Below are 24,037 nucleotides of genomic sequence, written 5' to 3'. Positions count from 1 at the left end.
GCGCCGGGCATGGCGTCGAACGGCAATTCTGCCGGTCGAGGTGCGCAGCAGGGCTGCGCCAGGTCAGCTCCCGCTGGGATTGATCGCCAAAGCTGCGGGGTTGCCCTCGTTTCCAACCCACCAGGAGCTTTCCATGAACAACAAGAATCCCCGGACGCTGTGGATCGCCGCCTGCCTCGGCCTGGCCGCCTTCGCGGCGCAGGCCCAGGTGCCGGCCGACGCGCCGGCCGGCACCACCGTGCAATGCAAGGACGGCAGCTATGCGTCGCCCGACACCAGGTCAGGCGCCTGCCGCGGGCACAAGGGCATCAAGACGTGGTTCGGCAAGGGCGCGGCCGCGGCGCCTGCAGCGCCTGCTGCCGCCGCGGCTCCGGCCGTGCAGACGCAGTCGGCCGATGTCGGCAAGACCGGCGTCGCGCCGAGCACCGGCACGGCCACCAAGACCCCCGGCGCGCCCGACCCCACGAAGATGGCCGCCGCGCCCGGCGGCGGTGCCGGCAAGGTGTGGGCCAACGACGAGACCAAGGTCTACCACTGCATGGGCGACCGCTACTACGGCAAGACCAAGAAGGGCGAATACCTGAGCGAGGCCGATGCCAAGGCCAAGGGCATGCACGCCTCCCACAACAAGACCTGCTCGTAGGCTCCTTCGTCACTTCGGCTGGGATTCCACTTCCCGGGTCCAGCGGTCGATCAGCCGCTTGCGCTCGGCCGCCTTGCCGTATTTCTCGAAGTCGTACTTGATGAGCTTCACGTCGGCCATCGACGGGATGCGCGGGTCGGGCTTGAAGGTCTTGTTGGCCGGCGACTGCAGGCTGCCTGCCTTGCCGCCGATGGACTGGCCCGCGGGGCTCATGAGCCAGTCGTAGTAGCGCTTGGCGTTCTCCTTGTTGCGCGCGCCCTTCACCAGGGCGATGCCGCCGATCTCGTAGCCGGTGCCCTCGCAGGGCGCGGCGGTCTTCACGGGAAATTTGTCGTAGCGCCAGCGCTCGAAGCCGAAAATGAAGCTCACGCCGATGGCCACTTCGCCCTTGGCCACGTTGGGCGCCTGCGCCTGGCCGCTGCGGGTGTAGCTGGTCACGTTGCGGTGCAGCTTCCTGAGGTATTCGAAGGCCTGGTCCTCGCCCATCTGCTGCACCAGGCCCGCGATGATGGTGTAGGCCGTGCCGCTGGAGGCGGGGTGCGATATTTCTATCTCGCCCTTGTATTCGGGCTTGACCAGGTCGGCCCAGCACCTGGGCTCGTGCAGCTTCTTTCTCTTCAGCAGGTCGGTGTTGAAGCCGAAGCCGATGGCGCTGGTGTAGAAGCCGCCCACCATGTTCTGCGACATCGCGTACTGGCGCACCGACCAGTCGTACAGGTCGTTGATGTAGGCCGGCCGGTAGGGCTCCAGCAGGCCCTGCTCGGCGGCCTGCAGGAACGGGTCGCCGGTGCCGCCCCACCAGATGTCGGTCTTGGGGTTGGCAGCTTCCGCGCGCAGCTGCGCACCGATTTCGCCGGTGCCCTTGTGGGCCTGCTGCACCTTGATGCCGGTCTCGCGCGTGAAGGCCGCGGCGGCGGCCTCGCACCAGCCAGCGTCGGTGCTGCACAGCGCGTTGACGGTGCCCTGCGCGGCCGCGTTCGACGCGCCCAGCAGCGCCGCCGTGGCCACGAGGGCCGTGCATGCGACGGCGGCTGCGGTGTGTGGAATGGCGAATGGGCGCATGCGGCGGGTCTCCTCGGTGTGCGATGGCAGGAAGCCGCAGGATAGCGCCGCGTCGCACGGCGGCGCAGGGTTTTCAGCGTGCGGCCAGCAGCGGCGGCAGGTGCTCGGCCAGCCAGTCGATCACCACGCGGGTCTTCAGCGGCAGGTAGCGGCTGCGCGAGCGGATCACGTTCAGCGCAAAGCCGAAGGGCCGCGGCTCGTCGAACACCCGCACCAGCGTGCCGGCCGCGAGCGCATCGGCCGCCAGCCAGGCCGGCAGGCGCGCCAGGCCCATGCCGCCGATGGCCGCCTCGAGCAGCACCTCGGCGCTGTCGCAGCGCAGGCGCGACGGCAGCGTCACCTCGACCATGTCCGCGAGGCCGCCTTCGCCCGCATGGAAGCGCCAGGTCGATACCTGCCCGTCGCGCGCATAGAACACCGCCTCGTGCGGCGCCACGAGCTCGGCCACGCCGCGCGGATGCCCCCGCTCGGCCAGGTACGCGGGCGCGGCGCACAGCGTCATCCATTGCGTGCCGACGGGCCGCGCGACGAGCTCGTCGGTATCGGCCAGTTCGCCGCTGCGAATGGCCAGGTCGAGCCCTTCTTCCACCAGGTCCACCCGCCGGTCGTTGAACGAGAGTTCGAGCGACAGCTGCGGATGCCGCCGCGCCAGCGCCAGCAGCAGCGGCCCCACCTTCAGCCGGCCCAGCATCGCCGGCATGCTCAGGCGCACCAGGCCGGAGGCGGTGCTGCGCGCCGAGTCGGCCATGGCCTCGGCCGCCTCGAGTTCGGCCAGCACGCGGCGGCAGCGCTCGTAGTAACCGTGGCCTTCCTCGGTGAGGCTCTGGCTGCGCGTGGTGCGCAGGAAGAGCCGCGTGTTCAGCCGCGCCTCGAGCCGCCCGATGCTCTTGGCCACGGCCGAGCGCGTGACGTGCAGGCGCTGCGCGGCCAGCGCAAAGCTGCCCGCTTCCACCGCCGCCACGAATTCTTCGATGCCCTGAAGACGCTGACCCATTGGATACTTTCAAGCACCATCAAAGCGAAAATTATCCACCACTGGATATCAGCAATCGTCAATAGCATGGGCGCTCTTTTTTCCCGGAGTCCCCTCATGCAAGAAGCTCGAATGCTGCGCCGCTGGCAACTGCCGGTGCTCGGCCACGCCAACCTCGAACAGGCCGAAGCGCCCCTGCCCGCGCCGGGCGCGAACCAGATCCTGGTGCAGGTCGGCGCGGTGGCGCTCAACTACCGCGACCTGCTGATGGTGCGCGACGGCATGGGCATGCCGCTCGCATTGCCCTTCACGCCCGGCTCCGACATGGCGGGCACCGTGGTGGCCGTCGGCGAGGGCGTGACGCGCTTCGCGGTGGGCGACCGCGTGGTCAACACTTTCTGGGGCGGCTGGATCGACAGCCACTGGCAGGCCGGCGCCACGCTGTTCGGCGGTCCGGGGCCGGGCATGCTGGCCTCGCACGTGTGCATCGACGCGGACTGGGCCGTGGCCGCGCCCGCCACGCTGAGCCTGGCCGAAGCCAGCACCCTGCCCTGCGCCGGCCTCACCGCCTGGTTCGCGCTGGCGGAGACCGGGGGGCTGCGCGCGGGCGAGACGGTGCTCATCCACGGCACCGGCGGCGTCGCGCTGTTCGGCCTGCAGATCGCGCGGCTGCATGGCGCGCAGGCCATCGTGGTCACGGGCAGCGAGAGCAAGCGCGCGCAGGTGCAGGCGCTGGGCGCCTCGCACGTGCTGGCGCGCGACGGCGACTGGCCGGCCGAAGTGCGCAGGCTCACGCAAGGCCGCGGCGCCGACCATGTGCTCGAACTCGCGAGCGGACCCAACCTCGACCGCTCTCTGCAGGCGCTGAGGCAGGGTGGGCGCGTGTCGATCATCGGCATGCTCGAAGGCGAGACCCTGAGCGCGTCGTTCTACGCCATGGTGCTGGGCCGCGCCACGGTGCAAGGCATCGGCGTGGGCCACCGCCGCGCGCTGGAAGACCTGGTGCGCGCCATCGACGTGAACGCGCTCAGGCCGGTCATCGCGGCGCGCTACGACTTCGATGCGCTGCCCGCCGCGCTCGACCACCTCGCGCGCGGACCGTTCGGAAAGATCGTGGTCACGCCCTGAAAACGTGACGGAACGCGCAGCCCGCAAACGCGGCATCCTGCTGCAGATACACGAAGCCGCAGCGAACGCGAACAGGCGCCCGTCGCGGCGCCATCATCGGCGCGACGGCGCTCAGCTGCCGCTGCCCGACTTCACCATCGGCAGCGAGGTCGATTGCCCGATCGGCTCGGTGCCGGTCGGGTGCGACGCCGCATAGGCGCCGGCCTGGATGTCGGCCACCGGCATCGTCGAATTCATCGCGGGTGCGCTGGTCGACTGGCCGATCGGCTCGGTGCCGCTCGGGCGGGCCGCAGCCATCGCGCCGGCCTGCACATCGGGGTTCGTGGGCGAGTTCATCTGCAGCGGATGGAAGTCCGAACCATCGGTGGTTTCGGCCGATGCGGTGACCGCGCCCATCGCTGCCAGCGCAGCAAGGGAACCGACGGCGAGAAGCTTGAGGGAAGTACGCATGGTGTGTTCTCCTGAGGGCATGTTGTCTCCGGCCTCGTGCCATCGCGCGAACTGCGCGTGGCAGGACCTGAACGCACTCTAGGCACGCCATCTGAGTTGAACGTGAGCGAAGAGTTAGGCGCGGATGAGTGAGCGCGCCGCGCACCGGCCTTCGCACTCAGTGCGAAAGAGGCGCGGCCGGCGACGGCGGCAGATGCACGCGCGCCCTCAATCCCGGGCCGTCTTCGCGGTTGTGCAGCTCGATGCGCAAGCCGTGCCGCTCCGCCGCCGTGCGGGCAATGGCCAGCCCCAGGCCGCTGCCGCCCGCCGCCGCGCCCGGCACGCGGAAGAAGCGGTCGAACACGCGGCCCATCATGGCCTTCGGAATGCCGGGGCCGTTGTCGAGCACGTCGACCACCGCATGGCCGCCGAACTGGTGCAGCTTCACGTCGACCACGCCGCCTTCGGGCGCATAGCGCAGCGCGTTGTCGATCAGGTTGTCGAACACGCTGCGCAGCTCGGCCGCGGGCGCCACCACCACTGCCGCGATGCCGCCCTCGAAGCCGATGTCCACGCGTCGCGCATCGGCCAGCACCATGAGCTGGCTCACGCTCTCGCGCAGCAGCACTTCGATGTCGACGCGCTCGCCGGCGCTGCTGCGCTGCGGCGCGTCCTGGCGCGACAGGTTGAGCAGCTGCTCGATCAGGTGCTGCGCGCGCGTGACGCCGGCTTCGAGCTGGTTGAAGCGCTCGGTCGCCTCGCCGGCCGGCACATGGGCGCGCAGGTTCTCGATCTGCAGGCCGATGGCGGCCATCGGCGTGCGCAGCTCGTGCGCCGCGTCCTGCACGAAGCGGCGCTGCGTGGCGAAGGCGCTGCGCACGCGCGACAGCAGGTTGTTGAAGGCGCCCACCAGCGGTGCGATCTCTTCGGGCACGCGCGACAGCGACAGCTCGGTGGGACTGCGCTCGTCCTGCGAGGCCACGTCGCGCGCCACCGCGCGCAGCGAGCGCGAGGCGGCCGACACGATGATCCACAGGATCAGCAGCGCCAGCGGCAGCAGCAGCGTGATCGGCAGGCCTTCGAGCAATGCGCGGCGCAGGGCGCGGCGGCGGCGGTAGTCCTCGTTCTGCAGCACCTGCACGCGCGGCTGGTCGGCGCGCGGGCCGGGCTCGGCGGTGAACACGCGCCAGCTCGACTGCGAATGCGCGCCCGTGCTCACGTCGCCGAAGCCCGCGCGCGACTGCAGCGGCACCGCCAGCACCGGCCACGAACTGGCGCGCAGCGTGTGGCCGTCGGGGCTCCATATCTGCACGATGAAGGCGCCGCGCGAGAACGCAGCCTCGCCGTCCATGGGGCGCGGGATCTTGAGCGGGTCGCTGCCCGCGTACGACTCGGCCACCAGGCGCATCTGGTCGTCCAGCGCGTTGTGCACGAGGTTGCCGTAGGCCACGAAGGAGAACCACGCGGTCAGCACCGCGGCGCCCAGGTGCAGCGTGATGAGCCACAGCAGCAGCTGCGTGCGCAGCGAATGCGGCCGCCACCAGCGGCCGCTGCCACGGTCTGCGCCGGTCATGGGCCCCGGGTCCGTTCGCGAAACGCCGCAGCGATACGAAGTGCGCGAAACCTGGGCGCGCGCCTCATCATGCAACCACGCGCCAGCCCAGGCCGCGGACGTTGCGGATCGCGTCCGCGCCCAGCTTGCGGCGCATGCCGTGGATCAGCACATCGATCGCATTGCTGGTGACCTCTTCTCCCCAGCCATAGATGCGGTTCTCCAGCTGTTCGCGCGAGAGGATGGCGCCGGGGCGCTCCAGCAGCGCGTGCAGCAGCGCGAACTCGCGCGCGGTGAGCGCTTCGCGCTCGCCGTTGACCACCACTTCGCGCGTGGTGAGGTCCAGCTGCAGCGTGGCGCTGCCGACCAGCGAATGCGCGGCGCCGTCGCGCCGCCGCACGACGGCGCGCATGCGTGCGAGCAGCTCGCGGAATTCGAAGGGCTTGAGCAGGTAGTCGTCGGCGCCAAGGTCGAGGCTGTGGATGCGGTCGTCGAGGCCGTCGCGGGCGGTGAGCACCAGCACCGGGGTGGCGTCGCCGCGTTCGCGGGCGCGGCGCAGCACCTCGGTACCGTCCTGCCTGGGCAGGCCGAGGTCGAGCAGCACGCAGGTGTAGCCGCCGTCGCCCAGGGCACTTTGCGCGAGCTCGCCGTCGCGCACCCAATCCGCGGACCAGCCCGCGCCCTCGAGCGCCTGCTTGAGGCTGCGCCCGATCATTTCGTCATCTTCCACCAGCAGAACGCGCATTGCGGCGACTCCTTCGGCCGCAAGGTAGCACGCGACCGGGATGATCGGAAGAGCCTGCGCCGTGGCGCAGAGTAGGTGGGAATACTTAGACGCAGCTTAGGCGGCGGGTGCATCGCGGGGGCAATCGCGCGGGGCAACGGCGCGCCGCGGCAATGCTCAGGCCATGCGCACGGCGTGGCGTTCGCCTCCGCCGTCCGACGCGAAGGCCAGCAGGCCGAGGGCCTCGCCCTCCACCGCGGCGCGGTCGGCCTTCGACCAGCGTGCGAAAGGCTCCAGCAGCACGGCGGCGATGTTCTTTTTCTTCTCGCGCTCGATCTTCCAGGCGCCCGCCACGAAACCGTCGAGCAGCACCGTGCCGCGCACGATGCCGTTGGCGGTGAACACGCGCGCACGGTTCGCCTCGCTCAGCACGCGGGCGCGGTCGGCATGCGAGAGCAGCAGGTTGTCCCACTCGGCCACGAGGCGCGGCGGCGCGGGCGTGCCGGGGTCGGGCCGGGGCGCGCGGGGCAGGTCGAAGAGTTCCTGCCCGTCTTCGCTCACGAACACGCGCAGCCGGGGCCGCAGGCGCTCGGCCACGGCCTTCCAGCCGGTGAGGCCCGACCATGCGCCGGCATCGGCCAGCGTGGCGGGGCCGAAGGCGGCGAGGTAGCGCAGCAGCAGATCGTCCTGGGTGGCGGGGGCGGCATCGGCCGCCGCATCCCCGAGCCAGTCGCCAAGAGGCTGCAGCAGCGCGCTCTGGTGCGAGTTCCAGGTGCCCGCCGGCGGCAGGTGCGCGAGCGGCAGGCTGTTGCGGATCAGCGCGGCGAGCGAGGCGCTCTCGCGGCCCGGCCAGCGCAGCCCGAGGGCCTGCCCGAGTTCGGCGCCGGTGCGCGGCCGCTCGGCGAGCAGCGTGCGTCCGGCCTCGACCACCGCCGCGCGGTCGATGCCGTCGAGCGCCTTCCTGTGGTTGCTGCCCTGCAGGCCGCGCTGATGCACCGGCTCCAGCAGCGGGCGCCATGCCAGCGCGTCGCGCGCGCTCATCAGGTGCAGGGTGCCACGCAGGGTCGACATGCGCACGATGCGCCGCTTGTGCAATGCATCGGTCAGCTGCTCGCGCCGGAAGCCTTCGAGCCGGCTCCAGAGGCCGATGTAGGGCGGGTTGGGCGCCTGCGCCTGCAGACCGGCCAGCCGCTCGACGGCCTGCGTCGCCGCGAGGCTGCGCCGCGCCAGCAGCATCTGCCGCGCCAGCGTGGCGCGGTTCAGCGCGCGCAGGCTCAGAACTTCTCGTGCGGCGCCAGGTATCGCCATTGCCCCACCGGCAGGTTGCCCAGCATGACCTTGCCGATGCGCACCCGCTTCAGGCCCACCACCTTCAGGCCGACCAGTTCGCACATGCGGCGGATCTGCCGCTTCTTGCCTTCGGTGAGCACGAAGCGCAGCTGCTCGGGGTTCTGCCATTCGACCCGCGCGGGCTTCAGCGCCTGGCCGTCGAGGCTCAGGCCGTGGCGCAGCTTCGCGAGCATGGCCGGCGGAAACACCGCCTGCACGTTGGTCGTGACGGGATCGTCGTCGTCCATGCGCACCAGCTGGCCGGTGGGCGCGGGCTGGCCCAGGCCGTGGTAGGCCACGCGCACCAGGTATTCCTTCTCCATCACCGAGTCTTCGCCGATGAGCTGGCGCGCGATGCGGCCGTCCTGCGTCATGACCAGCAGGCCGATGGAGTCGATGTCGAGCCGGCCGCACGGCGCGAGGCCGCGCAGCTGCTGCGGGCTGAAGAAGAAGCGCGCGTTGTCTTCGGCCCAGCGGTTCTGCGGCGTGAACAGCGTGACCGCCGGTTCATGGCCGTCCTCGGCCTGCCCGCTCACGTACCCGATGGGCTTGTTGATGAGGATGGTGACCTGGTTCGCCTGCTGGCCCTTGGCCGCCTTGTCGATCTCGATGCGGTCGGAGGGCGTGACCTTCACGCCCATCTCGGCCGGCCTGCCGTTGACCTTCACCCAGCCGTTGGCGATCCATTCGTCGGCCTCGCGGCGCGAGCACATTTTCAGTTCGGCCATGCGCTTGTTCAGGCGCACGGCATCGGCGGGGGGAGAAGAGGGCTCGGTCATCGGAAGGCTTGATCAATGTGCGGCACCGATGCTATCCTGAACGCAAGCGCGAGTTGATCGCGCCCTTTTTGGGGGATTCCCAAGTGAACACGCAAAACGCACGCAAGTACCAGTACGCCATCGTCATCGGGCGCTTCCAGCCCGTTCATTTCGGACATCAACGACTCATCGAAGAGGCCTCGCGCGCCGCCGATCGGGTCATCGTGGTGGTCGGCTCCGACCGGCAGCCGCGCAGCGTCAAGAATCCCTTCACCTTCGACGAACGCGAACGCATGGTGCGCGCCTGCCTGCGCAGCAGCGACCAGATGCGCGTGAGCGTGGTCGGCGTGGGCGACTCGCCCTACAACGACCAGATCTGGATCGCGTCGATCCAGTCGGCTGTCGAGCGGCTCATCGCGCAGGACGGCCATGCACCGGCCAAGGCCAGGGTGGCGCTGGTGGGACACCTGAAGGACGCATCGAGCTACTACCTGAAGATGTTCCCGCACTGGGAGTTCGTCGGGCAGAACAGCGTGGAGAGCCTCAACGCCACCGACGTGCGCAGCCTCTACTTCGACCCCGAGAACCGCGGCCAGCTCGCGCGCGCCGACCTGCCCGACGGCACGGCCGCGTTCCTCGACCAGTTCACCCGCACCGCCGACTACGCCGAGCTCTGCGAAGAGCGCGCCTTCCTCGTCGACTACCGCGACAAGTACCGCTACGCGGGCAGCGACTTTCCGCCCATCTACACCACGGTCGACGCCGTCGTGGTCGAGGCCGGCCACATCCTGCTGGTGCAGCGCAAGTTCCATCCCGGCAAGGGCACCTGGGCGCTGCCCGGCGGCTTCGTCGGCCAGCAGGAGCGGCTGCAGGACGCGGCCATCCGCGAGCTGAAGGAAGAAACCCGCCTCAAGGTGCCCGTGCCCGTGCTCAACGGCAGCATGAAGGCCAGCCACGTGTTCGACGCGCCCGACCGCTCGCAGCGCGGGCGCACCATCACGCACGGCTTCTTCTTCGAGCTGGCGCACAACCAGTGGACCGGCCTTTCGGAAGTGCGCGCCGACGACGACGCGGCCGAGGTGCGCTGGGTGCCCATTGCCGAGTTCCTCGACATGCAGGACCGCATCTACGAAGACCACTTCTTCATCGCGAATCATTTTTTGGGTGGCCTGGGCAAGAACTGAACGACCAGGCTTTGTCAGCAAGAACGGCCCCGGTTGACGGGCGCCACAGTGAAAGGAGCTTTCACATGAACCGCAATCTCACCTCCTCGCCCCTGGGCAACAACCTGCTGCTTCGCACCGACTCCTACAAGGTGTCGCACTGGATGCAGTACCCGCCCGGCACGCAGACGGTGTACAGCTACATCGAGTCGCGCGGCGGCATCTTCAGCCACTCGCTGTTCTTCGGGCTGCAGGCCTACCTGCGCGAATATCTGCAGACGCCGGTGACGCGCGACGACGTGGAAGAAGCCGCCCTGCTCATGGCCGCGCACGGCGAGCCCTTCAACCGCGAAGGCTGGCTGCGGCTGATCGAGAAGCACGGCGGGCTGATGCCGGTGCGCATCCGCGCCGTGCCCGAAGGCAGCGTGACGCCGGTGCACAACGTGCTGGCGACCATCGAGAACACCGACCCCGAGTTCTTCTGGGTGACGAGCTTTCTCGAGACCGAGCTGCTGCGCGCCATCTGGTACCCGACCACGGTGGCCACGCTGTCGGCGGCCGCGCGCACCACGCTGCTGCGCTACCTGGAAGCGACCTGCGACGACCCGCAGGGGCAGATCGCCTTCCGGCTGCACGACTTCGGCGCGCGCGGCGTGTCGAGCCTCGAATCGGCCGCGCTTGGCGGCATGGCCCACCTGGTGAACTTCATGGGCACGGACACGCTGGCTGCACTGGTGGCGGCGCGCCGGTACTACGACTGCGACGTGGCGGGCTTCTCGATTCCCGCGGCGGAGCACAGCACCATCACGGGCTGGGGCCGCGAGCATGAAGCCGATGCGTACAGCAACATGGTCGACCAGTTCGGCAAGCCCGGCGCCACTTTTGCGGTGGTGAGCGACAGCTACGACATCTTCAATGCCTGCGCGCGCATCTGGGGTGGCGAGCTGAAGGCGAAGGTGGTGGCCTCGGGCGCGACGCTGGTGGTGCGGCCGGACTCGGGCGACCCGGCCGAGACCACGCTGAAGGTGGCGCAGATCCTGGCCGAGCGCTTCGGCACGACGACCAACGCCAAGGGCTTCCGCGTGCTGAACAACGTGCGCATCATCCAGGGCGACGGCGTGAATCTCGATTCGCTGCGGCTGTGCCTGTCGAACTTCTTCCACAACGGTTTCTCGACGGAGAACATCTCCTTTGGCATGGGCGGCGGGCTGCTGCAGCAGGTCAACCGCGACACGATGCAGTGGGCGATGAAGTGCTCGGCGATGCAGGTGAACGGCGAGTGGCGCGACGTGTACAAGTCGCCCGTGGGGGACATGGGCAAGGCTTCGAAGAAGGGGCGTCTTGCGCTGGTGCGCGGTGCGAACGGCGTCGAAAGCACTGTGCGTGAAGAGACGCTGGCGGCAGGCCAGGCCGACTTGCTGCAGACGGTGTTCGAGAACGGGCGCATCGTGGAGAGCACCACTTTCGATGCTGTTCGCGAGCGGGCTGCTGCGGGGGTGAATCAGTTCATCACTTCTCGGGCGCCTCTTTAGGCTTTCGGTTCAGGCGTTCGGGATGCGTGCGCAGGCCACCGGGTACTCCCCTCCGCGAATGTCCCCCGGGGCTGCGCCCCTCCTCCTTTATTTCGCTGCGGGGAGCACCCGGCGCCCTGCGCACAACGAGCGCTGCCGTTGTTCCACTCGATCAACAAGTGCTCTGAACGCTCACGACGGCGGGGTGCCTTGCGCAGCGAAATAAAGGAGGAGCCCGAAGGGCGGGGGACATTCGCGGAGCAAGGCACCCCGTCGGCGTGAGCGAGCCCTGAACAACAGCTGGAAAAGGACTGCCACAAGGCATCGCCATAATCCGCGCAAATCCCGGATTTCATGACCAAACTCCTGATCCTCAGCGTGAGCGCCGGCAACGGCCACGTGCGTGCAGCACAGGCGCTTGCCGCCACCGCCCAGACCCTCGCCCCGCCCTGCACGGCGGTCCACATCGATGCGATGGCCCACGTGGCCGGCGGCTTTCGCAAGGTCTACACCGACTGGTACATCCAGCTCGTGAACCGGGCCCCCGAGCTGTGGTCGTATCTGCACCAGCGCACCGACACCACGCCGCACCACGCGCCCTCGCAACGCCTGCGCCGCGGCATCGAGCGGCTGAGCACCGGCGCCCTCGTGAAGGAAATCCGCCGCGAGCAGCCCGACGCCGTGATCTGCACCCACTTCCTGCCCGCGGAACTGCTGATGCGCGAGCGCAACCGCGGCCGCATCGACTACCCCGTGTGGCTGCAGATCACCGATTACGACCTGCACAACATGTGGCTCGTGCCGGGCATGACCGGCTACCTTGCCGCCACGGAAGAAGTGGCCTTCCGCCTGCGGGCGCGCGGCATTCCGGCGGACCGCATCCACGTCACCGGCATCCCCGTGATGCCGGCCTTCTCCGAGCCCGATGCACCGGCGCTCACGCGCAATGCCTGCGCGGCCGAGCTGGGCCTCGACCCGTCGCGGCCGGTGCTGCTGATGGCCTCGGGCGGTGCGGGCGTGGGCGACCTGCCGAGCATGGTCGAGCGCGTGCTCGGCCTCGGCGGGGAAGGCAACTTCCAGGTCATTGCCGTGGCGGGCCGCAACGTGGAGGCATACGGCAAGCTCGAGGCGCTGGCCAGGCGCCACCCGGGGCGCGTGGTCGCCGTCGGCTTCACCAACGAAATGCACAAGATGATGGCCGCGTCCGACCTCGTCGTCACCAAGCCGGGCGGCCTCACGGTGTCGGAATGCCTGGCGCTGGGCAAGCCGATGCTGCTGATCTCGCCCATCCCCGGGCAGGAAGAACACAACGCCGGCTTCCTGATGGAAGAAGGCGCCGCGTGGCTGGCCTACGACGCCATCGGCCTCGACTACAAAGTGGCGCGCCTCATGGCCGACACCGCCAAGCTCGCGAACATGGCCGCCCGCAGCCGCGCGCTGGGCAAGCCGCAGGCGGCGCGCGCGGTGCTGCAACATGTTCTGTCGGGCAGCGCCGCATGAGCCGCGACACCGAAAACACCGGCGTGGGCCGCACGCTCGGCTACCTCGCCTGGGTGGCCGTCATGGCCTTCTTCTTCGCCAATGCCGAGATCCAGATCGAAGGGGGCGCCGGCTGGGCCACGTCGCTGCCGACCTGGCGCATCGAGAACAGCATCTGGCTCGACATCTTCTGGGGCGGCCGCGCGATGACGGGCTACCACGCATGGGTGTTCACTTTCATGGCGCTGGTGTTCTTCTCGCCGCTGGCCTTCAACGGCCGCTGGACATGGCGCAACGTCGGGCTCGCGGTGGCGGGGCTGATCGTGTTCTGGGTCTGCGAGGACTTTCTCTGGTTCATCATCAATCCGGCCTTCGGCTGGGCGCGCTTCAACCCGGTCGACGCGTTCTGGCACAAGCACTGGCTGTGGGGCGCGCCGGTCGACTACTGGGGCGGCCTCGCGGTGGCGCTGCTGATCCTCACGGTGCGGCACTGGAAGCGCAAGCCATGAGCGCGGCTGGCGGCGACGACCACGAAACGCGCCCCGGCCACTGGGCCGACCCGCTCGACGAACTGCGGGTGGAGAACCTGCACTGCATCACGCCCACGCTGTACCGCAGCGCGCAGCCCCGGCGCGCCGACATGGCCGCGCTGCGATCGCTCGGCATCCGCACCGTGGTGAGCCTGCGCTCGTTCAACGACGACAAGAAGGTGTTCGCCGGCACCGGCATGCGGCTGGTGCGCGTGCCGATCAACACCTGGTCCATCGACGACGCCAAGGTGCTGCGCGCGCTGCTCGCCATCCGCGAGGCGCAGAAGCAGGGCCCGGTGCTGATCCACTGCATGCACGGGGCGACCGCACCGGCGTGATCGCAGCGGTCTACCGCATGGCCGTGCAGGACTGGGACAAGGACAGCGCACGCCACGAGATGCTGCGCGGCGGCTACGGCTATCACACGCTGTGGCGCAACATCCCGCGCTACATCGAGCGGCTCGACCCCGCGAAGATGCGCCACGCGCTGGCGCATGCCCCCGTGATCCCCGTGGTGTCCTGAAGGCGCCAGCGGCTTCCGTACCCCGCTCCTATACTGGCCGCCCCGTGGCCGATGGCCATCTGCGAAGCTTCACGAAGGGCTCTTCCATGGCACTCCAAATCCGCTCCCTCGTTCGCGCGAACGGCGAACTCGAACTCTCTCTGCACGACGATCCGATCCCCGAGCCGCAGGCCCACGAAGTGGTGATCCGCGTCGAGGCGTCGCCCCTGAATCCGTCGGACCTGGGCCTGCTGTTCGGCGCCGCCGACATGAGCACCGCCAAGGCCTCGGGCACGCCAGAGCGCCCGGTCGTCACCGCCACCGTGCCCGAGCGCGCGCTCCCCGCGATGGCGGCGCGGCTCGACCAGTCGATGCCGGTCGGCAACGAAGGCGCGGGCGTGGTGGTCAAGGCCGGATCGTCGCCGGCCGCGCAGGCGCTGCTCGGCAAGACCGTGGCGGCCATCGGCGGCGCGATGTACTCGCAGTACCGCTGCCTCGCCGCCGCCCAGTGCCTGGAACTGCCGGACGGCACCACGCCGGCCGAAGGCGCCTCGTGCTTCGTCAACCCGCTGACCTCGCTGAGCATGGTCGAGACCATGCGCATGGAGGGCCACAAGGCGCTGGTGCACACGGCCGCCGCGTCCAACCTGGGCCAGATGCTCAACAAGATCTGCCAGAAGGACGGCATCGCGCTCGTCAACATCGTGCGCAAGCAGGAGCAGGAAGACCTGCTGCGCGGCCTGGGCGCGAAATACGTGTGCAACGCGACCTCGCCCACCTTCCTGGAAGACCTCACGCAGGCACTGGTGGAGACCGGCGCCACGCTGGCCTTCGACGCCACAGGCGGCGGCAAGCTGGCCGGGCAGATCCTCGGCTGCATGGAAGCGGCGCTGAACCGCACCGCCAAGGAATACAGCCGCTACGGCTCGACCACGCACAAGCAGGTGTACATCTACGGCGGCCTTGATCGCTCTCCCACCGAATTCGTGCGCAACTTCGGCATGGCGTGGGGCATGGGCGGGTGGCTGCTGTTCCCGTTCCTCGGCAAGCTCGGCGACGAAGGCACGAAGCGCCTGAAGGCACGGGTCGTCGCCGAATTGAAGACGACGTTTGCCAGCAAGTACACGCGCGAGGTGTCGCTGGTGGAAATGCTGCAGCTTGATGCGATCGGGGTTTATGGCAAGCAGGCTACCGGTGAGAAGTTCCTGCTGAATCCGAACAAGTGATCGTGGTCTCCGGGTAGAGCGCCCGGTAAACGGTACGGCGCGGTCGGGAGCTTGAGGCCGGCTGCCTCACCATAGTCTTCTAGCGGACAACGCCAACGCAGGGTACCGATAGCACTACGCCACCAGCCGATACCCCACCGCCGTCTCCGTCAGCAGATGACGCGGCTGCGCCGGATCGGCCTCCAGCTTCTGCCGCAGGTGCCCCATGTAGATGCGCAGGTAGTGGCTCTGGTCGGTGTGTGACGGTCCCCACACTTCGCGCAGCAGTTGGCGCTGCGTCAGCACGCGGCCGGCGTTTGCGACCAGCACCGACAGCAGCCGGTATTCGGTGGGCGTCAGGTGCACCTCGACGCCTGAACGCCGCACGAGCCGCGCCGCGCGGTCGAACTCGATCTCGCCGAAGCGGAACAGCGCGTCAGCCGGTTCGTCGTTGCCGCCGCCCGCGGCGCGGGGGCGCCTGAGGTTGGCCCGCACGCGCGCCAGCAGTTCGCCGGTGCCGAAGGGCTTGGTCAGGTAGTCGTCGGCGCCGGCGTCGAGGGCGGCGATCTTGTCGGCCTCGTCGGTGCGCGCCGACAGCACGATGATCGGCACCGCCGACCAGCCGCGCACGTCGCGGATCAGCGAGACGCCGTCGCCGTCGGGCAGGCCGAGGTCGAGCACCAGCAGGTCGGGCTGGCGCGTGCCGGCCGCCGCCAGGCCGTCGCGAAGGGTGCCGGCTTCGTGCACCAACCAGCCTTCGGCCTCGAGCGCGCCGCGCACGAAGCGGCGGATCTGCGGCTCGTCTTCGATCACGATGGCGGTAGGGGCTGGCATGGCTTCAGAGTTGGGCTTCGGCGGATTCGGGCGGCTCGCGGCGCGGCAGCGTGACCGTGAATTCTGCACCGCCGCCGCGCGCATTCGCGGCAGTGATCTCGCCGCCGTGCGCGCTCACCACCGCCTTGCAGATGGCCAGGCCCAGGCCGACGCCCGGCGTCGCCGATTCGGCCTCGCCGCGCGTGAACTTGTCGAACAGCTTCTGCTCGTGGCCGAGCAGCGCGGCGGGCAGGCCCGGGCCGTGGTCGCGCACGGTGAGCACCAGCGTGCCGGGCTCGGCCCGCGCGCCGACTTCGATGGGCGGCGCGCCGTACTTGGTGGCGTTTTCGAGCAGGTTGACGAGCACGCGTTCGATCAGGACCGCGTCGAACTCGACCAGCGGCAGCCCGGCGTCGAGCGCGGTGCGCACGACGGTGTCGCCCAGCGAGGTGCGCGCCGCGCGGATGGCAGAGCCCACGACCTCTTCCACCGACTGCCAGTCGCGCCGCAGGTTGACCGCGCCGCCGGCGATGCCGCTTTCGAGCCGCGCCATGTCCAGCAGGTTGTTGACCAGCGCATGCAGCTCGTGCGCCTGCGCGACGATGGCGCGCGCGGCGTTGTCATGCTCCTCGGGCGGCAGGGTCTGCAGCGACTCGGCCAGCGCGATCAGCGCGGTGAGCGGCGTGCGCACGTCGTGCGAGATGGCGCCCAGCAGCGCGTTGCGCAGCCGCTCAGATTCCATCTCCACCACGGCCTGCTGCGCCACCTCGACGTAGTGCACCCGCTCCAGCGCGATGGCGATCTGCCGCGCCAGCGTGTCGAGCTGCTGCGCCTGCTCGGGAATGAGCAGCCAGCGCGGCTGCGCGGGCGACAGCGCCAGCACGCCGCGCACGCGCATCGGCGCGCGCAGCGGCACGTAGTGCCAGGGCTGCGCGGCCAGCGTGGCGGTCGCCAGGCCGGCCGGCTGGCCGTGGCGGAAGGCCCAGTCGGCCACCTGCGGATCGAAGCCCTCGGGCGCGTGGTCCGGCATCACGAGCTGGTCGGCAGCGTCGGTCACCAGCACCAGCGCATGGCCGCCGAAATGCCCCTGCACGGCGGCCGTGCCGAGCGTGACCACCTGCGAGCTTTCGAGCGCGGCGGAGAGCTCCCGCGTCAGCTCGAACAGCGAACGCGCGCGCCGTTCGCGGCTGGTCGACACACCGGCCGCGAAGCGCAGCCCGGCCGTGAGCTGCCCCACCAGCAGGCCGACGCCCAGCATGATGGCGAAGGTCAGCACGTACTGCACGTCGCTGACCGCGAACGACATGCGCGGCGGCACGAAGAAATAGTCGAAGGCTGCGACGTTGAGCAATGCCGCCAGCGCCGAAGGCCCGCGCCCGAAGCGCATTGCCACGCCCACCACGCCCAGCAGGAACAGCATGACGATGTTCGACAGCTCCAGCACGCGGGCCAGCGGCGTGCACACCAGCGTCAGCGCAATGCTGGTGGCGGTGGCCCAGGCGTAGGCCGGCCAGTAGGTGGGTGCCTTCTCGTGGTCGTCGCTGTCGATGCGCGCGCCTTCCAGCGGCGCGCGCGACAGGCGGCGCGAGCTGTCGGCCGGCGCGACTTCCATGATGTCGAGCGTGGGCGCGCGTTGCGCCAGCGCGCGCGACAGCGTCGGCGACGCGGCCGCCGGCCACCAGCGCCGCCAGCCCGCGGCCGGCTCCGGGCGCCCGAGCACCAGCGTTGCGCAGTTCAGGCGCCGCGCCTGTTCGGCGAGCTGCTCCGCCACGTCGGAGCCGGTGAGCACCGCCGTGGCGGCGCCCAGTTCCTCGGCCAGCTTGAGCACGGCGAGGATGCGGTCGCGCTCGGCGGCCGCCAGCCTTTGCAGGCGGGGCGTCTCGACATACACCGCATGCCACCGCACATTGAGCTGGCCCGCGAGCCGCGCGGCGGTGCGCACCGTCTGCGCAGCGCCTTCGTGCGGACCGACGCAGGCGAGGATCGCGCCCGAGGTGTTCCAGGCCTGCAGGCCGCGCCCTTTTCCGTTGCCGCCGGCGCCCGGCCCCGACTGCTCCACGCGCCAGCCGCGCACGTCGTCTTCCACGTGCTCGGCGGTGCGCCGCAGCGCAATCTCGCGCAGCGCGATGAGGTTGCCCTTGCGGAAGAAGTTCTGCGCCGCGCGCTCGGCCTGCTGCGGCAGGTAGACCTTGCCGGCCGCGAGCCGCGCCGTGAGCTCGTCGGGCGTGACGTCGACCAGCACCACCTCGTCGGCCTCGTCGAGCACGGTGTCGGGCACGGTCTCGTGCACCCGCACGCCGGTGATGGCGCCGACGGTGCCGTTCAGGCTCTCCAGGTGCTGCACGTTGAGCGCCGACCACACCTCGATGCCGGCGGCCAGCAGCTCCTGCACGTCCTGCCAGCGCTTGGCGTGCCGCGAGCCGGGCGCGTTGGTGTGGGCCAGCTCGTCGACCAGCAGCACGGCGGGCTTGCGGGCCAGCGCGGCGTCGAGGTCGAACTCGGCGAGGGTGCGGCCCCGGTGGGCCAGTTCGCGCAGCGGCAGCGCGTCGAGCCCCGCGAGCAGCGCGGCGGTCTCGCTGCGGCCGTGGGTCTCGACCACGCCGATGAGCACGTCGCGGCCGGCGGCGCGCTCGCGCTGCGCGGCGCTCAGCATGGCCCAGGTCTTGCCGACGCCCGCGCTGGCGCCGAAGTAGATGCGCAGCTTGCCGCGCTGCGCGCGCGCCTCGTCGCTGCGCAGTTGCGCGAGCAGGGCGTCGGGGTCGGGGCGGTCGTCGAGCATGGGTGGCGCGCAGGTTATCGCATCGGAGGGTCCTTGCGGCGGTCCGCGTGCCGCCGCGCGGTGCGCGAGAGCACCCACCAGGCAAAGCCCAGCGGCACGAACAGCGCCGCCATGGCCAGCAGTGCCAGCAACAGGTCAGTGACCATGGCCGAGGCCGCAGCGCGCGAGGTGATCGCGCCAGCTCACGAGCCGGCCGATCTCGCCCGAAGGCACGCACTCGATCAGGCGGTGCAGCACGTCCGCATAGCTGCCGATGGGCAGGCGGATCATCAGGCGCACGCAGGGCGCATCGCTTTCCTGCGTGCTGCAGGCGTGCAGCAGCGGTTCGCAGCGCACCACGCCCGCGTCGGGGCAGCCGGCCATGCTGCGGCGCACGCGCAGGGCGTCGGCGCAGCAGACGGTGACGTCGAGCACGTAGTACGGGCCTTTTGCGCCCTGCCTGCTGTTCGGCTTGCTCATGAGTGCGTGCGTTCGCGGCACGCCGGGGTGTTCTCGGTAGGCGGCATAGGCCATGGCTTGTTTCTCCTCAACGGGGCGTCGAAGGACTGAAGGAACCTGAAAAAGCGTCGAGCGCGATGTTCAGCGCGAGCACGTTGACGCGCGGCTCGCCCAGGAAGCCCCACTTGGGGCCCTCGGTGTTGTCGGCGATCAGCGTGTTGACGCGGTCCACCGGAATGCCGCGCACGCGCGCCACGCGCGCAGCCTGATAGCGCGCGGCGGCCGGGCTGATGTCGGGGTCGAGGCCGCTGGCCGATGCGGTGACCAGGTCGACCGGCACCGGCGCGGTGTTGCCCGGGTCGGCCGCGCGCAGCGCCTCGACGCGCGCCTTCACGGCGTCGGTCAGCGCGGGGTTGAGCGGGCCCTGGTTCGAGCCGCCGGAGGCCACGCCGTTGTAGGGCTGCGGCGCGGTGGCCGACGGGCGGCCCCAGAAGTGCTTCGGATCGCTGAAGTTCTGGCCGATGAGCTTCGAGCCCACCGTGGTGCCGTCGAGCACGACCAGGCTGCCGGCCGCCTGCGCGGGGAACACCGCCTTGGCGGCGCCGGTGACGGCCATCGGATAGATCAGGCCGGTGAGCGCGCTCAGCAGCACGAAGAGCACGAGCGCGGGGCGGGCGATGTTGCCGCTGTTGTTGTTCATGATGGAAGACTCCTCAGACGAGATGGACGACGACAAGAAGCCAGTCGATCAGCTTGATGCCGATGAAGGGCACCAGCAGGCCGCCCAGGCCGTAGATGGCCAGGTTGCGGCGCAGCAGCGACGCGGCGCCCACGGGCCGGTAGCGCACGCCCTTCAGTGCCAGCGGAATCAGGAACACGATGACCAGCGCGTTGAAGATCACCGCGCTCAGGATGGCCGAGGACGGGCTCGCCAGGCGCATCACGTTCAGCGCGCCCAGCTGCGGATAGGTCGACACGAAGATCGCCGGAATGATGGCGAAGTACTTCGCCACGTCGTTGGCAATGGAGAAGGTGGTGAGCGAGCCGCGCGTCATGAGCAGCGCCTTGCCGGTCTCCACCACTTCCAGCAGCTTGGTCGGGTTGGAGTCCAGGTCGACCATGTTGCCGGCCTCCTTGGCCGCCTGCGTGCCGCTGCCCATGGCCACGGCCACGTCGGCCTGCGCGAGCGCGGGAGCGTCGTTGGTGCCGTCGCCGGTCATGGCCACCAGGCGGCCTTCGGACTGGTACTGGCGGATGAGCGCCAGCTTGTCCTCGGGCGTGGCTTCGGCCAGGAAGTCGTCCACGCCGGCTTCGGCCGCGATGGCCGCCGCCGTGAGCTTGTTGTCGCCGGTGATCATCACCGTCTTGATGCCCATGCGGCGCAGCTCGGCAAAGCGCTCCTTGATGTCGGTCTTGACGATGTCCTTGAGCTCGACCACGCCGAGCACGCGGTCGCCTTCGGCCACGGCCAGCGGCGTGCTGCCGCGGCGCGCGGTTTCCTCGGCCGCGCGCAGCACCTCGGGCGCCATGCTGCCGCCGAGCGCTTCCACGTGGCGGCGCACCGCCTCGACCGCGCCCTTGCGCAGCAGGATGTCGTCGGTGTCCAGGCTGTTGGGCGCGGCCGGCAGGTCGACGCCGCTCATGCGGGTCTGCGCGGTGAAGGGCACGAAGCGCGCGCCCTCCACGGCAGTGGTGTCCAGCCCGTCGCGGCGGGCCAGTTCGACGATGCTGCGGCCTTCGGGCGTCTCGTCGGCCAGCGACGAGAACATGGCGGCGCGTGCCAGCCGGGCCTTGGTGATGCCGGGCGCGGGCAGGAAGGCCGTGGCCTGGCGGTTGCCGTGCGTGATGGTGCCGGTCTTGTCGAGCAGCAGCACGTCGACGTCGCCGGCGGCTTCCACCGCGCGGCCCGAGGTGGCGATCACGTTGGCCTGCATCATGCGGCTCATGCCGGCCACGCCCACGGCCGACAGCAGCCCGCCGATGGTGGTCGGAATGAGGCACACCAGCAGCGCGACCAGCGCGGTGAGCGACACCACGGTGCCGGCGCCGGCGGCTTCCACGCTGAAGATCGAGAACGGCAGCAGCGTGACCGTGACCATCAGGAACACGATGGTCAGCGCCACCAGCAGGATGGTCAGCGCGATCTCGTTGGGCGTCTTCTGGCGCTTGGCGGCCTCGACCATGCCGATCATGCGGTCGAGGAAAGACTCGCCCGGATTCACCGAGATGCGCACCACCAGCCAGTCGGACAGCACGCGGGTGCCGCCGGTCACGGCAGAGAAGTCGCCGCCCGATTCGCGCACCACGGGCGCCGATTCGCCGGTGATGGCGCTTTCGTCGACCGAGGCCACGCCTTCGATCACTTCGCCGTCGAGCGGGATGACGTCGCCGGTCTCCACCAGCACGACGTCGCCCTTGCGCAGGTTGGGCGCCTGCTCCGGCAGCCACTGGGCGCCGTGGTGCGGCTCCTGCAGCTTCTTGGCCCAGGTGTCCTTGCGCAGGCCGCGCAGCGAAGCGGCCTGCGCCTTGCTGCGGCCCTCGGCCAGGGCCTCGGCGAAATTGGCGAACAGCACGGTGAACCACAGCCAGATGGTCACGGCCAGCACGAAGGCGGGCTTCATGCCGGTGTCGCCCGGGAAGCTCAGCGCATGCACCCAGAGCACCGTGGTCAGGATGCTCCCGATGTACACGATGAACATCACCGGGTTGCGCCACTGGGTGCGCGGGTCGAGCTTGGCGAAGGCGGCCCACAGCGCGGGCTTGACCAGCGCCGCGTCGAACAGCGAGAGAGATGTCTTGGTATTGGCAGTAGTCATGTTGCGCTCCTTCTCATTTCCAGAGCACGAGGTGTTCGACGATCGGGCCCAGGGCCAGCGCCGGCACATAGTTGAGCAGGCCGACCAGCAGCACCGTGCCGATCAGCAGGGAGACGAACAGCGGACCGTGCGTGGGCAGCGTGCCGCTGGTGACGGGCAGGCGCTTCTTGGCGGCCAGCGCGCCGGCCACGGCCAGCACCGGCACGATCATCGCGAAGCGGCCGAGCCACATCGCCAGCGCGAGCAGGCCGTTGTAGAAGGGCGTGTTGGCCGACAGGCCCGCGAAGGCGCTGCCGTTGTTGTTGGCGGCCGAGGTCAGCGCGTACAGGATTTCGGAGAAGCCGTGCGCGCCCGGGTTCGCGATGCCGGCCTTGCCGGCGCCCGCGATCACCGCCACCGCCGTGCCCGCCAGCACCAGCACCGGCGTGACCAGGATGGCGATGGAGATCAGCTTCATCTCGCGCACCTCGATCTTCTTGCCGAGGTACTCGGGCGTGCGGCCGATCATCAGCCCGGCGATGAACACCGCGAGCATCGCGAAGATCAGCATGCCGTACAGGCCCGAGCCCACGCCGCCGAACACCACCTCGCCCAGCTGCATCAGCACCATCGGCACCATGCCGCCCAGCGGGGTGAGCGAGTCGTGCATGCCGTTGACCGCGCCGCACGAAGCGGCCGTGGTGATGGCGGCGAACAGCGACGAGGCATCGATGCCGAAGCGCACTTCCTTGCCTTCCATGTTGCCGCCGGCCTGCAGCGCGCTCGACACCTGGTCCACGCCCAGCGAGGCGAACAGCGGGTTGCCGGCCTGCTCGGCGGGCGTGATGACCATCACCGCGATGACGAACATGATCGTCATCGCCGCGAGCACGGCCCAGCCCTGGCGCATGTCGCCGACCACGCGGCCGAAGGTGAAGCACAGCGCGGCCGGGATCAGGAAGATCGCGATCATCTGCAGCAGGTTCACCAGCGCCGTCGGGTTTTCATAAGGATGCGCCGAGTTGGCGTTGAAGAAGCCGCCGCCGTTGGTGCCCAGCATCTTGATGGCTTCCTGCGAAGCCACCGGGCCCATGGCCAGGGTCTGCGTCTTGGTGGTGGCGTCTTCCATCACCGGCTGGCCCTTCTCGTCCTTCAGGGGCTGGCCGTCGGCGCCGTTCTTCGGCTGCTGGAAGGCGGTGGTCTCCAGCGTGCTCACTTCCTTGTAGGCGTCGAGGTTCTGGATCACGCCCTGGCCCGCGAAGATCATCGCGAGCACGAACGAGATCGGCCCCAGGACCCACAGCGTGATGCGCGTGACGTCGGCCCAGAAGTTGCCGACCAGGCCCTTGCCGTCGCCGCGCCGCGCAAAGCCGCGCACCAGCGCGAAGGCCACCGCGATGCCGGTGGCGGCGGACAGGAAGTTCTGCACCGTCAGGCCGAGCATCTGCGTGAGATAGCTCATGGTCGACTCGCCGGCGTAGCCCTGCCAGTTGGTGTTGGAGACGAAGCTCACCGCGGTGTTGAAGGCCGAGTCGGGCGACACGGCCGTCATGCCCGCGGGGTTCAGCGGCAGCCAGCCCTGCAGGCGCTGCAGGCCGTAGAGAAAGATCGCGCCCACGGCGTTGAAGGCCAGCAGCGCGAGCGCGTAGCGCAGCCAGTGCATCGACTGCCCGGGCTGCGTGCCGGCGAGCTTGTACAGCGGCGCCTCGACGCGCTGCATCCAGCGCGGCACGCGCTCGTCGCACAGCGCGGCAAGGAACTTGCCGACGGGCCAGGCCAGCACCAGCAGCGCGGCCAGGAAAAGGGCCAGCAGGCCCCAGGCGGAGGAAGTCATTTCAGAATTCCTCCGCGCAGATCAGCGCGAACACGAGGTAGGCGAAAAGCACCACGGCGATCAGCGCGCCGAAGCCATAGAGAACTTCGAGGCTGATCATGACGGCGCTCCGTCGGTCTTGTTCGATGGCTTCGGTGCGTCGAGCCTGTTCAGCCCCACCACCATGGCCCCCACCACGGCCCAAAGCGCCAGCAAGGCGCCCATCCAGACGATGTCCATGCATCACTCCTGCAAACGAGAAAAGATGGGCTTCAGTCTCGGCAGTCGTGCGTCAAAACGGGGGAAAGAGTGAAGGTACGGCCGTAAAGAAAGCGTAAAAAAACGGCCGTCGCCTCGCGGTGCCGACGTGGCTTCAGGTGTTCGCTCGAATAGCCCCAGCCTATGACGGCC

The 24,037-nt window shown here is 69.7% G+C and carries 25 protein-coding genes; 9 read left to right on the top strand and 16 right to left on the bottom strand.

The window, feature by feature from the left end:
- Nucleotides 1–133: 133 nt before the first annotated feature.
- Nucleotides 134–643 carry a DUF3761 domain-containing protein gene (locus C4F17_RS20855; RefSeq protein WP_106936520.1) on the top strand — a complete coding sequence of 170 codons (510 nt, stop codon included), beginning with the start codon at nucleotides 134–136 and terminating at the stop codon, nucleotides 641–643.
- 9 nt (nucleotides 644–652) lie between these two features.
- Here the strand turns inward: C4F17_RS20855 and C4F17_RS20850 are convergent, their stop codons facing one another.
- Complete coding sequence (locus C4F17_RS20850; RefSeq protein ID WP_106936519.1) at nucleotides 653–1,705, bottom strand: ABC transporter substrate-binding protein; 1,053 nt, start codon at nucleotides 1,703–1,705, stop codon at nucleotides 653–655.
- A gap of 73 nt (nucleotides 1,706–1,778) precedes the next feature.
- Nucleotides 1,779–2,699 (bottom strand): LysR family transcriptional regulator, encoded by a 921-nt coding sequence (locus C4F17_RS20845; protein WP_106936518.1) that lies wholly within the window; start codon nucleotides 2,697–2,699, stop codon nucleotides 1,779–1,781.
- A 96-nt stretch (nucleotides 2,700–2,795) separates the two neighbouring features.
- On the opposite strand from C4F17_RS20845, the gene C4F17_RS20840 reads away from it, so the two are divergent.
- Entirely contained in the window at nucleotides 2,796–3,806 is a 1,011-nt protein-coding gene (locus tag C4F17_RS20840) for a zinc-dependent alcohol dehydrogenase family protein (RefSeq protein ID WP_106936517.1), read from the top strand.
- Nucleotides 3,807–3,917: 111 nt separating this feature from the next.
- Here the strand turns inward: C4F17_RS20840 and C4F17_RS20835 are convergent, their stop codons facing one another.
- From C4F17_RS20835 to C4F17_RS20815, 5 genes are all read right to left on the bottom strand, one after another.
- On the bottom strand, nucleotides 3,918–4,256 hold the full coding sequence (locus tag C4F17_RS20835) for a hypothetical protein (RefSeq protein WP_106936516.1): 339 nt from the start codon (nucleotides 4,254–4,256) through the stop codon (nucleotides 3,918–3,920).
- Nucleotides 4,257–4,413: 157 nt separating this feature from the next.
- Entirely contained in the window at nucleotides 4,414–5,808 is a 1,395-nt protein-coding gene (locus C4F17_RS20830; RefSeq protein ID WP_106936515.1) for a sensor histidine kinase, read from the bottom strand.
- Nucleotides 5,809–5,875: 67 nt separating this feature from the next.
- Nucleotides 5,876–6,532, bottom strand: a complete 657-nt coding sequence (locus C4F17_RS20825; protein WP_081267495.1) for a response regulator — start codon at nucleotides 6,530–6,532, stop codon at nucleotides 5,876–5,878.
- A gap of 156 nt (nucleotides 6,533–6,688) precedes the next feature.
- Nucleotides 6,689–7,819, bottom strand: coding sequence for a winged helix DNA-binding domain-containing protein (locus tag C4F17_RS20820; RefSeq protein ID WP_106936514.1), 1,131 nt, complete (start codon nucleotides 7,817–7,819; stop codon nucleotides 6,689–6,691).
- On the bottom strand, nucleotides 7,786–8,619 hold the full coding sequence (locus C4F17_RS20815; RefSeq protein ID WP_106936513.1) for a pseudouridine synthase: 834 nt from the start codon (nucleotides 8,617–8,619) through the stop codon (nucleotides 7,786–7,788). Before C4F17_RS20815 ends, C4F17_RS20820 begins: the two co-directional genes overlap by 34 nt.
- Before the next feature lie 83 nt (nucleotides 8,620–8,702).
- Here C4F17_RS20815 and C4F17_RS20810 point away from each other — a divergent pair, with 83 nt between their 5' ends.
- From C4F17_RS20810 to C4F17_RS20785, 7 genes are all read left to right on the top strand, one after another.
- Nucleotides 8,703–9,782, top strand: a complete 1,080-nt coding sequence (locus C4F17_RS20810; RefSeq protein ID WP_106936512.1) for a bifunctional nicotinamide-nucleotide adenylyltransferase/Nudix hydroxylase — start codon at nucleotides 8,703–8,705, stop codon at nucleotides 9,780–9,782.
- 65 nt (nucleotides 9,783–9,847) lie between these two features.
- The gene (locus C4F17_RS20805; RefSeq protein ID WP_081267491.1) at nucleotides 9,848–11,293 is read left to right on the top strand and encodes a nicotinate phosphoribosyltransferase; all 1,446 of its coding nucleotides are present in this window, start codon (nucleotides 9,848–9,850) and stop codon (nucleotides 11,291–11,293) included.
- 333 nt (nucleotides 11,294–11,626) lie between these two features.
- Complete coding sequence (locus C4F17_RS20800; protein ID WP_106936511.1) at nucleotides 11,627–12,772, top strand: MGDG synthase family glycosyltransferase; 1,146 nt, start codon at nucleotides 11,627–11,629, stop codon at nucleotides 12,770–12,772.
- Nucleotides 12,769–13,260 carry a hypothetical protein gene (locus C4F17_RS20795; protein ID WP_106936510.1) on the top strand — a complete coding sequence of 164 codons (492 nt, stop codon included), beginning with the start codon at nucleotides 12,769–12,771 and terminating at the stop codon, nucleotides 13,258–13,260. The genes C4F17_RS20800 and C4F17_RS20795 overlap by 4 nt, the downstream gene beginning before the upstream one ends.
- The gene (locus tag C4F17_RS20790) at nucleotides 13,257–13,619 is read left to right on the top strand and encodes a phosphatase domain-containing protein (protein WP_234382241.1); all 363 of its coding nucleotides are present in this window, start codon (nucleotides 13,257–13,259) and stop codon (nucleotides 13,617–13,619) included. Before C4F17_RS20795 ends, C4F17_RS20790 begins: the two co-directional genes overlap by 4 nt.
- Nucleotides 13,616–13,804, top strand: coding sequence for a hypothetical protein (locus C4F17_RS33465; RefSeq protein ID WP_234382238.1), 189 nt, complete (start codon nucleotides 13,616–13,618; stop codon nucleotides 13,802–13,804). Before C4F17_RS20790 ends, C4F17_RS33465 begins: the two co-directional genes overlap by 4 nt.
- 86 nt (nucleotides 13,805–13,890) lie before the next feature.
- Nucleotides 13,891–15,009, top strand: a complete 1,119-nt coding sequence (locus tag C4F17_RS20785; protein WP_106937631.1) for a zinc-binding dehydrogenase — start codon at nucleotides 13,891–13,893, stop codon at nucleotides 15,007–15,009.
- Between the two features lie 114 nt (nucleotides 15,010–15,123).
- On the opposite strand, the gene kdpE is transcribed toward C4F17_RS20785, so the two are convergent.
- The 9 genes from kdpE to C4F17_RS33645 are packed head-to-tail and all read right to left on the bottom strand — an operon-like array spanning nucleotide 15,124 to nucleotide 23,866.
- Nucleotides 15,124–15,822, bottom strand: coding sequence for a two-component system response regulator KdpE (kdpE, locus tag C4F17_RS20780; RefSeq protein ID WP_106936509.1), 699 nt, complete (start codon nucleotides 15,820–15,822; stop codon nucleotides 15,124–15,126).
- Between the two features lie 4 nt (nucleotides 15,823–15,826).
- Nucleotides 15,827–18,580, bottom strand: a complete 2,754-nt coding sequence (locus C4F17_RS20775; protein ID WP_106936508.1) for a DUF4118 domain-containing protein — start codon at nucleotides 18,578–18,580, stop codon at nucleotides 15,827–15,829.
- A gap of 14 nt (nucleotides 18,581–18,594) precedes the next feature.
- Nucleotides 18,595–18,726, bottom strand: coding sequence for a hypothetical protein (locus C4F17_RS33650; protein WP_267898697.1), 132 nt, complete (start codon nucleotides 18,724–18,726; stop codon nucleotides 18,595–18,597).
- Nucleotides 18,716–19,093: a hypothetical protein gene (locus tag C4F17_RS20770; RefSeq protein WP_081267484.1), complete on the bottom strand. Its 378-nt coding sequence runs from the start codon at nucleotides 19,091–19,093 to the stop codon at nucleotides 18,716–18,718. Before C4F17_RS20770 ends, C4F17_RS33650 begins: the two co-directional genes overlap by 11 nt.
- A gap of 13 nt (nucleotides 19,094–19,106) precedes the next feature.
- On the bottom strand, nucleotides 19,107–19,718 hold the full coding sequence (gene kdpC, locus C4F17_RS20765) for a potassium-transporting ATPase subunit KdpC (RefSeq protein WP_106936507.1): 612 nt from the start codon (nucleotides 19,716–19,718) through the stop codon (nucleotides 19,107–19,109).
- Nucleotides 19,719–19,731: 13 nt separating this feature from the next.
- Entirely contained in the window at nucleotides 19,732–21,834 is a 2,103-nt protein-coding gene (gene kdpB, locus C4F17_RS20760) for a potassium-transporting ATPase subunit KdpB (RefSeq protein WP_106936506.1), read from the bottom strand.
- A gap of 13 nt (nucleotides 21,835–21,847) precedes the next feature.
- Nucleotides 21,848–23,647 carry a potassium-transporting ATPase subunit KdpA gene (kdpA, locus tag C4F17_RS20755; protein WP_106936505.1) on the bottom strand — a complete coding sequence of 600 codons (1,800 nt, stop codon included), beginning with the start codon at nucleotides 23,645–23,647 and terminating at the stop codon, nucleotides 21,848–21,850.
- 1 nt (nucleotide 23,648) lies between these two features.
- Nucleotides 23,649–23,747, bottom strand: coding sequence for a K(+)-transporting ATPase subunit F (gene kdpF, locus C4F17_RS20750; RefSeq protein ID WP_019657711.1), 99 nt, complete (start codon nucleotides 23,745–23,747; stop codon nucleotides 23,649–23,651).
- Nucleotides 23,744–23,866, bottom strand: a complete 123-nt coding sequence (locus C4F17_RS33645) for a hypothetical protein (RefSeq protein ID WP_267898696.1) — start codon at nucleotides 23,864–23,866, stop codon at nucleotides 23,744–23,746. The genes kdpF and C4F17_RS33645 overlap by 4 nt, the downstream gene beginning before the upstream one ends.
- Between the last annotated feature and the right edge of the window lie 171 nt (nucleotides 23,867–24,037).

The sequence above is a fragment of the Variovorax sp. PMC12 genome (assembly GCF_003019815.1).
Lineage (GTDB): Bacteria > Pseudomonadota > Gammaproteobacteria > Burkholderiales > Burkholderiaceae_C > Variovorax.
The sequence above is the reverse complement of the archived record's forward strand: the minus strand, read 5'-3'. Positions and strand labels throughout refer to the sequence as shown.

Excerpts from the sequence above, each read along its gene's own strand:
- C4F17_RS20845 (WP_106936518.1), bottom strand. The coding sequence starts at position 2,699 with ATGGGTCAGCGTCTTCAGGGCATCGAAGAATTCGTGGCGGCGGTGGAA.
- C4F17_RS20770 (WP_081267484.1), bottom strand. The coding sequence starts at position 19,093 with ATGGCCTATGCCGCCTACCGAGAACACCCCGGCGTGCCGCGAACGCAC.
- C4F17_RS20835 (WP_106936516.1), bottom strand. The coding sequence starts at position 4,256 with ATGCGTACTTCCCTCAAGCTTCTCGCCGTCGGTTCCCTTGCTGCGCTG.
- C4F17_RS20775 (WP_106936508.1), bottom strand. The coding sequence starts at position 18,580 with ATGCTCGACGACCGCCCCGACCCCGACGCCCTGCTCGCGCAACTGCGC.
- C4F17_RS20840 (WP_106936517.1), top strand. The coding sequence starts at position 2,796 with ATGCAAGAAGCTCGAATGCTGCGCCGCTGGCAACTGCCGGTGCTCGGC.
- C4F17_RS20850 (WP_106936519.1), bottom strand. The coding sequence starts at position 1,705 with ATGCGCCCATTCGCCATTCCACACACCGCAGCCGCCGTCGCATGCACG.
- kdpF (WP_019657711.1), bottom strand. The coding sequence starts at position 23,747 with ATGATCAGCCTCGAAGTTCTCTATGGCTTCGGCGCGCTGATCGCCGTG.
- kdpE (WP_106936509.1), bottom strand. The coding sequence starts at position 15,822 with ATGCCAGCCCCTACCGCCATCGTGATCGAAGACGAGCCGCAGATCCGC.
- C4F17_RS20815 (WP_106936513.1), bottom strand. The coding sequence starts at position 8,619 with ATGACCGAGCCCTCTTCTCCCCCCGCCGATGCCGTGCGCCTGAACAAG.
- kdpC (WP_106936507.1), bottom strand. The coding sequence starts at position 19,718 with ATGAACAACAACAGCGGCAACATCGCCCGCCCCGCGCTCGTGCTCTTC.
- C4F17_RS20805 (WP_081267491.1), top strand. The coding sequence starts at position 9,848 with ATGAACCGCAATCTCACCTCCTCGCCCCTGGGCAACAACCTGCTGCTT.
- C4F17_RS33650 (WP_267898697.1), bottom strand. The coding sequence starts at position 18,726 with ATGGTCACTGACCTGTTGCTGGCACTGCTGGCCATGGCGGCGCTGTTC.
- kdpB (WP_106936506.1), bottom strand. The coding sequence starts at position 21,834 with ATGACTACTGCCAATACCAAGACATCTCTCTCGCTGTTCGACGCGGCG.
- kdpA (WP_106936505.1), bottom strand. The coding sequence starts at position 23,647 with ATGACTTCCTCCGCCTGGGGCCTGCTGGCCCTTTTCCTGGCCGCGCTG.
- C4F17_RS20795 (WP_106936510.1), top strand. The coding sequence starts at position 12,769 with ATGAGCCGCGACACCGAAAACACCGGCGTGGGCCGCACGCTCGGCTAC.
- C4F17_RS33645 (WP_267898696.1), bottom strand. The coding sequence starts at position 23,866 with ATGGACATCGTCTGGATGGGCGCCTTGCTGGCGCTTTGGGCCGTGGTG.
- C4F17_RS20790 (WP_234382241.1), top strand. The coding sequence starts at position 13,257 with ATGAGCGCGGCTGGCGGCGACGACCACGAAACGCGCCCCGGCCACTGG.
- C4F17_RS20820 (WP_106936514.1), bottom strand. The coding sequence starts at position 7,819 with ATGGCGATACCTGGCGCCGCACGAGAAGTTCTGAGCCTGCGCGCGCTG.
- C4F17_RS20830 (WP_106936515.1), bottom strand. The coding sequence starts at position 5,808 with ATGACCGGCGCAGACCGTGGCAGCGGCCGCTGGTGGCGGCCGCATTCG.
- C4F17_RS20825 (WP_081267495.1), bottom strand. The coding sequence starts at position 6,532 with ATGCGCGTTCTGCTGGTGGAAGATGACGAAATGATCGGGCGCAGCCTC.
- C4F17_RS20800 (WP_106936511.1), top strand. The coding sequence starts at position 11,627 with ATGACCAAACTCCTGATCCTCAGCGTGAGCGCCGGCAACGGCCACGTG.
- C4F17_RS20855 (WP_106936520.1), top strand. The coding sequence starts at position 134 with ATGAACAACAAGAATCCCCGGACGCTGTGGATCGCCGCCTGCCTCGGC.
- C4F17_RS20785 (WP_106937631.1), top strand. The coding sequence starts at position 13,891 with ATGGCACTCCAAATCCGCTCCCTCGTTCGCGCGAACGGCGAACTCGAA.